The organism is Streptomyces sp. OfavH-34-F (genome assembly GCF_022347745.1).
Lineage (GTDB): Bacteria > Actinomycetota > Actinomycetes > Streptomycetales > Streptomycetaceae > Streptomyces.
Genome location: NZ_JAKRGC010000269.1, coordinates 1 through 8,932 on the forward strand (window position 1 = coordinate 1; position 8,932 = coordinate 8,932).

8 protein-coding genes are annotated in these 8,932 nt (G+C 75.0%); 5 read left to right on the forward strand and 3 right to left on the reverse strand.

Annotated elements, in window-relative coordinates:
* Positions 1 to 1,716: condensation domain-containing protein (locus MHW47_RS27655; protein WP_239226490.1), on the reverse strand; the 1,716-nt coding region annotated here is incomplete at its 3' end.
* 161 nt (positions 1,717 to 1,877) lie between these two features.
* On the opposite strand from MHW47_RS27655, the gene MHW47_RS27660 reads away from it, so the two are divergent.
* A complete protein-coding gene (locus MHW47_RS27660) occupies positions 1,878 to 2,393 on the forward strand; it encodes a GNAT family N-acetyltransferase (protein WP_239226491.1) in 516 nt (171 codons plus the stop codon).
* A 2-nt stretch (positions 2,394 to 2,395) separates the two neighbouring features.
* On the opposite strand, the gene MHW47_RS27665 is transcribed toward MHW47_RS27660, so the two are convergent.
* Both MHW47_RS27665 and MHW47_RS27670 read right to left on the reverse strand, forming a co-directional pair.
* Positions 2,396 to 2,968, reverse strand: a complete 573-nt coding sequence (locus tag MHW47_RS27665; protein ID WP_239226492.1) for a GNAT family N-acetyltransferase — start codon at positions 2,966 to 2,968, stop codon at positions 2,396 to 2,398.
* A 151-nt stretch (positions 2,969 to 3,119) separates the two neighbouring features.
* The gene (locus MHW47_RS27670) at positions 3,120 to 4,139 is read right to left on the reverse strand and encodes a LuxR C-terminal-related transcriptional regulator (RefSeq protein WP_239226493.1); all 1,020 of its coding nucleotides are present in this window, start codon (positions 4,137 to 4,139) and stop codon (positions 3,120 to 3,122) included.
* Between the two features lie 267 nt (positions 4,140 to 4,406).
* Between MHW47_RS27670 and MHW47_RS27675 the strand changes: the two genes are divergently transcribed.
* The 4 genes from MHW47_RS27675 to MHW47_RS27690 all read left to right on the forward strand — a co-directional run.
* Positions 4,407 to 5,825 carry a 3-phosphoshikimate 1-carboxyvinyltransferase gene (locus tag MHW47_RS27675; protein ID WP_239226494.1) on the forward strand — a complete coding sequence of 473 codons (1,419 nt, stop codon included), beginning with the start codon at positions 4,407 to 4,409 and terminating at the stop codon, positions 5,823 to 5,825.
* Entirely contained in the window at positions 5,822 to 7,093 is a 1,272-nt protein-coding gene (locus MHW47_RS27680) for an aspartate aminotransferase family protein (protein WP_239226495.1), read from the forward strand. The genes MHW47_RS27675 and MHW47_RS27680 overlap by 4 nt, the downstream gene beginning before the upstream one ends.
* Positions 7,090 to 8,310: a Coenzyme F420 hydrogenase/dehydrogenase, beta subunit C-terminal domain gene (locus MHW47_RS27685; RefSeq protein WP_239226496.1), complete on the forward strand. Its 1,221-nt coding sequence runs from the start codon at positions 7,090 to 7,092 to the stop codon at positions 8,308 to 8,310. The genes MHW47_RS27680 and MHW47_RS27685 overlap by 4 nt, the downstream gene beginning before the upstream one ends.
* A partial coding sequence (locus tag MHW47_RS27690) for an alcohol dehydrogenase catalytic domain-containing protein (RefSeq protein ID WP_239226497.1) occupies positions 8,307 to 8,932 on the forward strand: 626 nt, incomplete at its 3' end. The genes MHW47_RS27685 and MHW47_RS27690, both read left to right, overlap by 4 nt.

Here is an 8,932-nt window from a genome sequence, read left to right on the forward strand (position 1 = left end):
GGTGCGGCACGAGCGCAGGGCGGAGGAGTGCAGCTCGCCGGTGGGCAGTGGCGTCGCCGTGGCGTTGGCCCGGACGCGGTCGGCCAGCTGCCCGGCCGGCAGCGGGACCGGGCCCGCGTCGTCCCAGGCCGCGCGGCTGTCGGCCAGGTCCCGCAGCCGTGCGCGGTGGTAGGCCGCCAACTCCTCGATCAGGCACGGGGGATAGGCGTTCTCGGAGTGGTCGAGGTTGCAGACCAGCTCCCCGCCCTCTTCGTACACCTGGTGGTCGAGGAGGATCTGCGGCGTGCTGATGGAGCTGTGCGCCAGCTCGGCGCCGGGCAGCGGCAGCAGGAAGCCGCCGGGGGCGCCGTCGACCAGGTCGAGTCCGCTGGTGAAGACCACGGGAGCCGGGCTGCCGGTCTCCGCGCGGCGGCTCTGCAGGGTGCGGCTGACCTCGACGCCGGGGACCTCCAGCGCGGACAGGTCGGCGTACAGGCCGCCCTGGAGCCGGCGGCACCGGTCGGCGAAGGAGAGGCCGGCCTCGTCGGGGCCGTAGCCGACGAGCACGGTGGTGCTGGCGTTGCCCCAGACGCGCGGCAGCTCCGGGTGGCTGCCCGGACGGTGCGCGGCCAGCACGGTGACGGCCCCGGCGGCGCCGTCCGACCAGCGGTGCAGGGCCTCGACGAACAGGGCGAACAGGGCGCTGCCCACCGGCAGTCCGGCGGCGGCCGCGTGCGCCCGGAAGCGGCCCCAGGACGCGGCGTCCAGACGGGTGGACAGGCGGCGCAGCGGTGCGCCCGGACAGGGGTCGGCGGCGGGTTCGGCGGCGACGGGCCGGGCCGGCAGGGCCGGGGCGGGCGGGAGCCGGTCGGCTCTGCGCTCCCAGTAGCGCAGGGCGCTGTGGTGCGCACCGGAGGCGCGGCGCTCCTCCAGGCCCCGTACGTAGTCGCGGAAGGACAGGCTCAGCGTCTCGGGGAGGTAGGCGGGCTCGACGCAGCACCGGGCCAGCTCGGTGAAGAACAGCTGGGTGGTGACCCCGTCGAAGGCGATCAGCCGCAGCGCGATCTGGATGCGGGCGGTGCCGTCGGGCAGCAGCACGTGCCGGAGCAGGAACGGACGCCCCTCGGCGTACGGAGGCAGGTCGGCGGCCAAACGCTCGCGCAGCGCGAGGAGTTCGGCCCGCGCCGCCTCGCCGGACAGGCCGGTCAGGTCGTGGCGGTCGACCAGCGGGGGCTCCTCGCCGGCGGCCGGGACCGGCAGGACGCGCTGGGTGCCGTCCCCGGACACCGCGAGGCGTAGCGCCCCGTGGGCCCGGCGCAGCAGGGTGAGGGCCGTGTGCAGGGTGTCCGCGTCCGGGAACGTCCCGGCGGCGAAGGAGTACTCGTGGACGAACACGGCGGGCGCCGGGTGGTCGTAGAAGTCCTGTTCGCCGATGAGATAGGCCTGTTGCAGGGCGGTCAGGGGGAAGGCGTCGCCGGCCGACGCGGGGTCGGCGGCGAAGTGCCAGGAGTCGTCGCCGGGGGAGGCGGGGGAGCCGGGGGCGTCGTGGTCCGGGGACGCGCGCAGCAGCTCGATCAGGTCGTCGCGGCAGGCGCGCACCGCTCTGCGGAGTTCCTCGGTGAGCGCGCCGGGCGGAGCGGAGTAGCGCAGAGCCCCGTCCTCCAGGCTCAGGACGATTCCGGCGGCGTGCAGCGCGTCGCGGACAGCCGCTGCCGCGGAGCGGGGTGAGCCCGGCATATTTCTTCTCCATAAACCGTCGGGGAACGATTGAATGCTGCTGCTCCGAAGGTGGGCTGTACAGGTTCGGAGCGTGTCCGTATGCGGTCACGTCCTCAGCCGGAATAGCGGTCCATTTCGACGGACCCGCCCCCTGGGGTGGCCCGTGCTAGCATCCCGCCATGTCGATCGTCGAATTCAATGGAATGCGGGTGCGGCACCCTGAACCCGACGACCACGCACGGGTGTTGCGGGTGCTCGACCGGTGGTGGGGCGAGTTCGAGGGCAGCACCGGAAGTGTGCAGCGTGCGCTGCTGCTGCCGCGCCTTTACTTCCAGCATTTCACCACGGGGAGTTCCCTCGTGGAACGGGACGGGGAAATGGTCGGATTCCTCATCGGCTTCCTGTCCCAGACGCGAATGGACGAGAGTTACATTCATTTTGTCGGGGTCGCTCCGGAGGAGCAGCGCAGTGGCCTCGGCGCATTCCTCTACCAGCACTTCTTCGCCTACAGCAGGGCCAACGGCCGCAGTGTGGTGCGGGCGATCACCTCCTCCGCGAACACGGGGTCGTACGCCTTTCACACCCGGATGGGATTCACCGCCGAAGCGGGTCCGCGAAACGTCGATGGGCGGCCCGTCCAGCCGGACTACGACGGACCCGGCCTCGACCGGGTCTCCTTCGTCCGCTCCCTCTGAGGTCAGCCGCGCGGATCGGAGCGGACCATGCCGAGGATCGCGGTGTCGTACCGGACGCCCTTCACGTCCTCGTAGGCGCGCAGCACCCCCTCCGGGACGAAGCCGGCCGCTTCCATCGCCCGGCGGCCCCGGGCGTTGCCGCTGAGGCACAGGGCCGCGATCCGCACCAGGCCCAGTTCGTCGAAGCCCCACGCGGTCAGCAGCGCCATGGCCCGGCGGCCGATGCCCCGGCCGCGCGCCCCGGCCGCAAGCCAGATGCCGAGTTCGGCCCGCCGCTGGGACAGGTCGAGGTCGTGCAGACCGACCCAGCCGAGCACCCGGGTGCCGTCCGCGCGGTCGGTGACGATCAGGTCCACGGTGCCGGCCTCCTGCTGGGCGGCCAGCCAGTCGCGGGCGTCCTCGGTCGTGAACGGGGAGGGGAACGGGGTCCAGCGCGCCACTTCCGGGTCGTCGCCGGCGCGGGCCACGGCCGGCGCGTCCGCCGCCCTCGGGGGCCGCAGCCACACGACACCGTCGGTCAGTTCGGCGGCGGGGGAGCGGAGGCGGTCCGGTGCCGGGGCACGGTCGGGAGCCATCTGGTGTTCCTGCCTTCGACGGGGCGAGCCACTGTCCGGGGGACAACAGCGCCCATCCAAGGGAGCGCCCGCGCCGGTGTCCATACCCGGGCCGCTGGCCGGGAGAGGCCAGTGCCGCGACCGGACAACCGCAGCGGTGACCGGTGTCCGCTCACAGGTCCGCGGGGCCGCCGGGGGTCGTCTCGATGAGCGCCAGCGTCGCCGCCCGCACCCCCGCCTCGAACCGGCTCCGGGCCCCGATCTTCTCCAGGATCACGGTCGTCATCCGGCGCAGCGTGCGGGTGGAGATGCCCAGCGCGCGGGCCACCGACTCGTCGGTGTACCCGGCCGCCAGCATGCGCAGCACGGCCCTCTCCCGGTCCGACAGGTTTACCTCCTGGACGGCGCTCTCCCCCCGGGGCACGGCCCGCCCGTTCAGCCAGCAGTGCTCGAAGACCTGGCGCAGCAGCCAGCAGATCTCCTGCCCCCGGATCTCCAGCGCGGACATCTGCTCACCGGCGGCCGGCGCGGAGACGTAGGCGAGCACCCCGTCGACGAGGATCAGCCGGAAGGGCAGCGCCGGGGTCAGCCGGACATGGCAGCCGGAGTCCTCCAGCGCCTCCAGGTGCGCCCGGGCGCGCGGCACCTTGTTCATCGCCTCCAGGTGCAGCGCGCGCATGATGACGCCCCGTTCGAGCGCCGCCCGGTTGCGGTCCATGCTGCCCTCCAGGACCGTACGCGGCAGCGGCGTGCCCGGGTGCATGCTCAGGATCTCCTGCTGCGCGGTCACCGAGACCCCGTTCAGGGCGGTGGCGATGGCCTCCTGACCCGTCAGCAGCTTCACCTGCGTGTCGGTGTCGGCCTGCGCCTGCAACCGCATCATCTGGGAGCCGAGCGCGGTGAGCGTGGTGCGCCTCTGGTGCACCGACGCCATCCAGCCCCTGGCGTCCTCCTCCTCCATCGCGAGCAGCCGGGCGACGGCGACCGCCGGTTCGACCGTCGTGGGCCGCGCCGACTTCCCCTGCGTCGTCCGCAGCAGCCCGGCCTCCAGCAGCAGGTGCTGGGCCAGCTCCAGGTCGATCTGGGAGAACCCGAGGCTGCGCCGCGCGCCCTCCGGCGTCCAGTCGGGGTCGTCGAGCATGTAGCGGAACAGCTGCTGCGCCTTCCCCTGCGCCGTGCCCTGTGCGTCCATACGGCCGTGTCCCCCCGCGATCGGTGTCGCTCTGCCCCGTCGCCATGCTAATGAGCGCTCCGCCTCCCCCGGTATCGGTTGGCCGGATGGGGCCAAGTCACGGGGTGGCCAGCGCGAACCCCTGTGAGCCGTACCCCCGGCCGTGACAGCTTGAGCCGGGCCCGGTGCGCCGGGGGCGGGCTCCCGACCCGCCACACCCCCTGGAGCGACAGCGGCGCACCCCCGCCCGGCTCCACCGGCCTCCCGCGTCGGAATGAGGAGTTTCCAGTGCCAGAAGTCCAGAGCTTCGCCATGCCGATGACCGAGTCGGCGGACCTCGTGGTGGACGGCGGCAGGACCACGCGCCCCGGCGCGGCACACGAGGTGACCGTGCCGGGCGACAAGTCGGTGAGCCACCGGGCCCTGCTCGCGGCCCTGCTGCCCGGCGCCCCCGCCACCCTCACCGTGCGGGGCGCCAACCGGGGCGGCGCGGTCCGCGCGCTGCTCCCCGCGATGCGCGCCCTCGGATACGGCGTGGACACCGAGGGCGACGCGCTGGTGGTACGGCGGCCCGCGACGCCCCGGCCGCAGCCGGTACGGCCCCACCCGGATGTCGAGGACTGGCCGCGGGACGTCCCGTACGTGCAGACCGAGGGGTCGAGCGCCGCCGCCCGGCTGCTGGTCGGCGTCCTCGCGGGAACCGGTACGCGGGCCGTGGTCGACGGCGACGAGGTGCTGCGGCACCGGCCGATGGACTGGCTGGTGGACCCGCTGGCCGAACTCGGCGCGGACCTCACGTACCTGGGCGAACCCGGCCGGCTGCCGGTGCTGGTCTCCGGACCGGTCCGCCGCCCCGGCACCGTCGACCTGCGCGTCGGCAGCGCGCAGGCCCGCTCCGCCGTGGTGCTCGCCGCCGTGGCGGCCGGCCTGCCCGTGACGGTCCGGCACCCCGTCCGATCCCGGGACCACACCGAGCGGATGCTCGCCGCGTTCGGCGCGGGGCTCACCTCGACGGAGCGCGAAGTCGTCTGCGCCGGACGGGGATACACCGTGCCCGAGGTCATCGACGTCCCCGCCGACCCGTCGCTCGCCGCCTACCCCGTCGCCGCCCATCTGCTCTGGGGCGACGGCGGCGTGCTCCGGGTGCCGAGGGTCTGCCTCAACCCGACCCGGCTCGGCTTCTTCGACGTGCTGCGGGCCGCCGGGGCCGGTATCTCCTACGAGGACCGGGGCATCACCGCGGGCGGGGAGCCGGTCGGCACCGTCGTCGCGCGCGGCGGACTGGCCGGGGTCACCTCCGTACGGGTCGACAGCCCGGCCCTGCTGCACGCCCTGATCGACGAGGTCCCGCTGCTGGCCGCGGTCGCCGCCACCCTGCCCGGCGACTCGTGGATCGGCTGCGCCGAGGAACTGCGCTTCAAGGAGACCGACCGGCTGGCCACCACGGCCCGGATGGCCGAGTCCTTCGGCGCCACCGTGGACGTGGCGGGTGACGGCCTCACCGTCCGGGGCGGCTCGGCGCTCGGCGCCGGACTTGTCCCCGGCTTCGAGGACCACCGGATCGCCATGGCCGCCGCGACCCTCGCGACCGGCCTGCCCGGCCGCACCACCGTCTCCGGCGGCGCCTGCCACCGCACGTCGTTTCCCGACTTCGCCGATGTGCAGCGTGCCGTCGGCGCCAGGATCTGCGAGGACAGCAACCGATGACGGACGTGAAGGCCCCCGCCCCCGAGGCACGTTCCACCGGCACCGTGCTCGGACCCGAGTTCGCCACGGGCAGCGGCCCCTGGCTCTACACCGAGGACGGCACCGCCTGGTTCGACGGCACGTCGGGCAGCGGCGCGGCGACCCTCGGCCACCAGCACCCGGCGGTCACCGCGGCCGCCGCCCGGCAGCTCGGCCGGCTCACCCACACCGGCTGCAAGCTCGGCTCCGACGCCCGCACCCGGATGGTCCGCGCCCTCGGCCGGATCAGCCCCTACGACGACCCGGCCGTGCTGCCCACCACGACCGGCGCCGAGGCCGTCGAGTCCGCCCTGAAGATCGCCCGCGCGGTCACCGGGCACCGGGCGGTGGTCGCCTTCCGGCACGGCTACCACGGCAAGACCGCCGGGGCGCTCGCCCTGACCTGGCGGGCCTCGTTCAAGGCGTACAGCGGACCGGCGACCGGCTCCGTGGTGCGCGCCGACCTGCCCGACCCGCGCCGGCCCGGCCCCGACGACGCCCGGGACTTCGCGGCGGCCCTGTCCGCCGCGCTCGACGAGGCCGACCTGCTGGGCGGGACGGCCGCCGTCGTCCTGGAACCGGTCCAGGTCACCGAAGGCGTGCTCGCCGTGGCACCGGCCCTGCTCGACGAGATCGCCCGGCAGGCGCACCGGCGCGGCGCGCTGCTCGTCCTGGACGAGATCTACACCGGCCTGGGCCGGGCCGGCCGGATGTTCACCGCCGAGACCATGACCGAGCGGCCCGACCTCACCCTGCTCGGCAAGACCCTGGGCAACGGCTTCCCGGTGGCCGCGGTCGTGGGCGAGCGGCACGTCGTCGACGCGCTGCCCGCCGGAGTGCAGACCTCCACCTTCTCGGGCCACCCCGTCTCCTGCGCCGCCGCTGCCGCCGTGCTCGACACCGTGGTCGCACTCGACCTGCCGGCCCGCTCGCGCGCCCTCGGCGCCCGGCTCGGGACCGACCTGGCCGGCCTGGCCGACACCCACCCCTGGATCTCCGCCGTCCGCACCGCCGGCGCGCTCGCCGCCTTCGACTGCGTACGCGACGGCCTGCCCGACCCGGCGCGCGCCCGCGCCGTCCTGCGGGCGGCCCTGGACGGGCGGCTGCTGCTGTTCGGCGGCGGCCCCGAGGACGCCACCGTCAAGATCGTCCCGCCCGCGCTGCTCGACGACGAGGCGTACCGCCACCTGATGAACGGCCTGGCAGCCGCGGTCACCGCGGCCGACTCCTGGAGCGAGGAATCCCTGTGACGTTCCAGCAACTGCAGAAGGACGTACTCGACCTCGACCTCTGTACCGTCTGCGGGGCCTGCCAACTCGCCTGCCCGGCCGCGGTCATCGGCTTCGACGGGCTCGCCCCGGTGCTCACCGCCGCGTCCTGGACCGACACGGACTGCGGCGACTGCGCCGACTGCCTCGACGTCTGCCCCGGTGCCGACCCCGCCACCCCCGCCGCCGAGGAGAGGCTGTTCGGCCGCACCCGCACCCCCGAGGAGCGCTGGACGGGCATCTTCTCCGAGGTCGTCGCGGGACACTCGCTCGACCCCGCGGTCTTCGAGGCGTCCGCCAGCGGCGGCACCCTCACCGCCCTCCTGCAGACCGCGATGGTGGCGCTCGGCGTGGACGTCACGCTCTCCATGGGCCGCGACCCGGACGAGCCGTGGCGGGCCGCCCCCGCCCTGATCCGGAACCCGGCCGAGCTGACCGAGACCGCCCAGTCCACCTACCAGCTGGCGCCCTACCTGGGCGCGCTGCGGCCGGTCATGGAACAGGAACCGGACGCCAGGGTCGCCATGACCGGCGTCGCCTGCCACATCCAGGCCCTGCGCAAGCTCCAGGCGATGGACACCCCGGCCGGCCGCTGGGCCCGCGACCACGTGGTGCTGGCCGTCGAGCCCGCCTGCTCCTCCAGCACCCGGCCCGAGGGAACCGCCGCCGTGATCCGCGACCGGGCCGACGTACCCCTGGAGTCGGTCGTCCGGCTGCGCTACCGGGAGGGCGAGTACCCGGGCGAGATCGGCATTCGCACCGACGACGGGTCCGAGCACCGGGTCGCCTTCTGGCAGGCCGTCCGGGACTTCGCGGGCAACAAGACGTACCGCTGCCTGTCCTGCGGCGACTGGATGTCCGGACTGGCCGACGTCAGCGTGAGCGACGGCGACCCGAACATCTTCGCCGCCAGCGTCGGCGGCGGCGAACAGCCCAAGCACGGACGGGCGTTCGTCCGCACCGGGGCCGGCGCCCGGGCCCTGGCCGCCGGAGTGGCCCACGGTCTGCTCACCCACCGCCCGGTCGACCTCGCCGGGCTCAACCTCGGACTGGAGCGCAAGCGCAACCGGCGCGCCTCCTACGAGAGATCGGGCAGGCCCACCCCGATGGGCCCCATCCCCGGCCACCGCGAGGAGCTGGAGATCATCCCCGACGAGCGCTGGATCGCCGCCCCCGGAACCACCGGGGAGCAGCGATGACCGCCCCGCCCGCCGCCCGCGCGCTGCGCACCCGCCGCCTCGTCGCCCGGGGCGCCCCGCTCCCCGTGCTGGAGGAGGCCGACTGCCCCGCGCCCGGCCCCGGCGAGCTGCGCGTCCGCGCCGCCTGGAGCCTGGTCAGCCCCGGCACCGAACTGCACTACCTGGACCGCTCCGCGCGTACCGGCGAACCCTTCCCGCTCGGCTACTGCTCCGCCGGGATCGTCGACGCCGCCGGCCCCGGCGTGACCGGCTTCGCCCCCGGCGACCGGGTCATCGCGATGGGCTGGGGCGAGGCCGTGCACGCCGGGCTGATCACCGCCGGGTACCGGCTGTGCCGGAAGGTCCCGGACGGGATCGACCTCGCCGACGCCGTCGTGGCCAACCTGGCCGCCACCGCCGTCCACGCCGTGGACCGCGCCGGGCTCGCCCCCGGCGACGAGGTGGCCGTGGTCGGGGCCGGCATCGTCGGCCAGCTCGTCGCCCAGACCGCCGCCGCCCTCGGCAACCGGGTCACCCTCCTCGACCTGCGCCCGGACCGGCTGCGGGAGGCCGCCGCGCTCGGCATCGAGGTCGCCGAGGCGGACGCGTTCCTGGCCGGCGCCCGCACCCCGGCCGAGGGGGG

Bases quoted from the DNA above. Each gene is read 5' to 3' on its own strand.
- MHW47_RS27660 (WP_239226491.1), top strand. From the start codon at position 1,878: ATGTCGATCGTCGAATTCAATGGAATGCGGGTGCGGCACCCTGAACCC.
- MHW47_RS27665 (WP_239226492.1), bottom strand. From the start codon at position 2,968: ATGGCTCCCGACCGTGCCCCGGCACCGGACCGCCTCCGCTCCCCCGCC.
- MHW47_RS27670 (WP_239226493.1), bottom strand. From the start codon at position 4,139: ATGGACGCACAGGGCACGGCGCAGGGGAAGGCGCAGCAGCTGTTCCGC.
- MHW47_RS27680 (WP_239226495.1), top strand. From the start codon at position 5,822: ATGACGGACGTGAAGGCCCCCGCCCCCGAGGCACGTTCCACCGGCACC.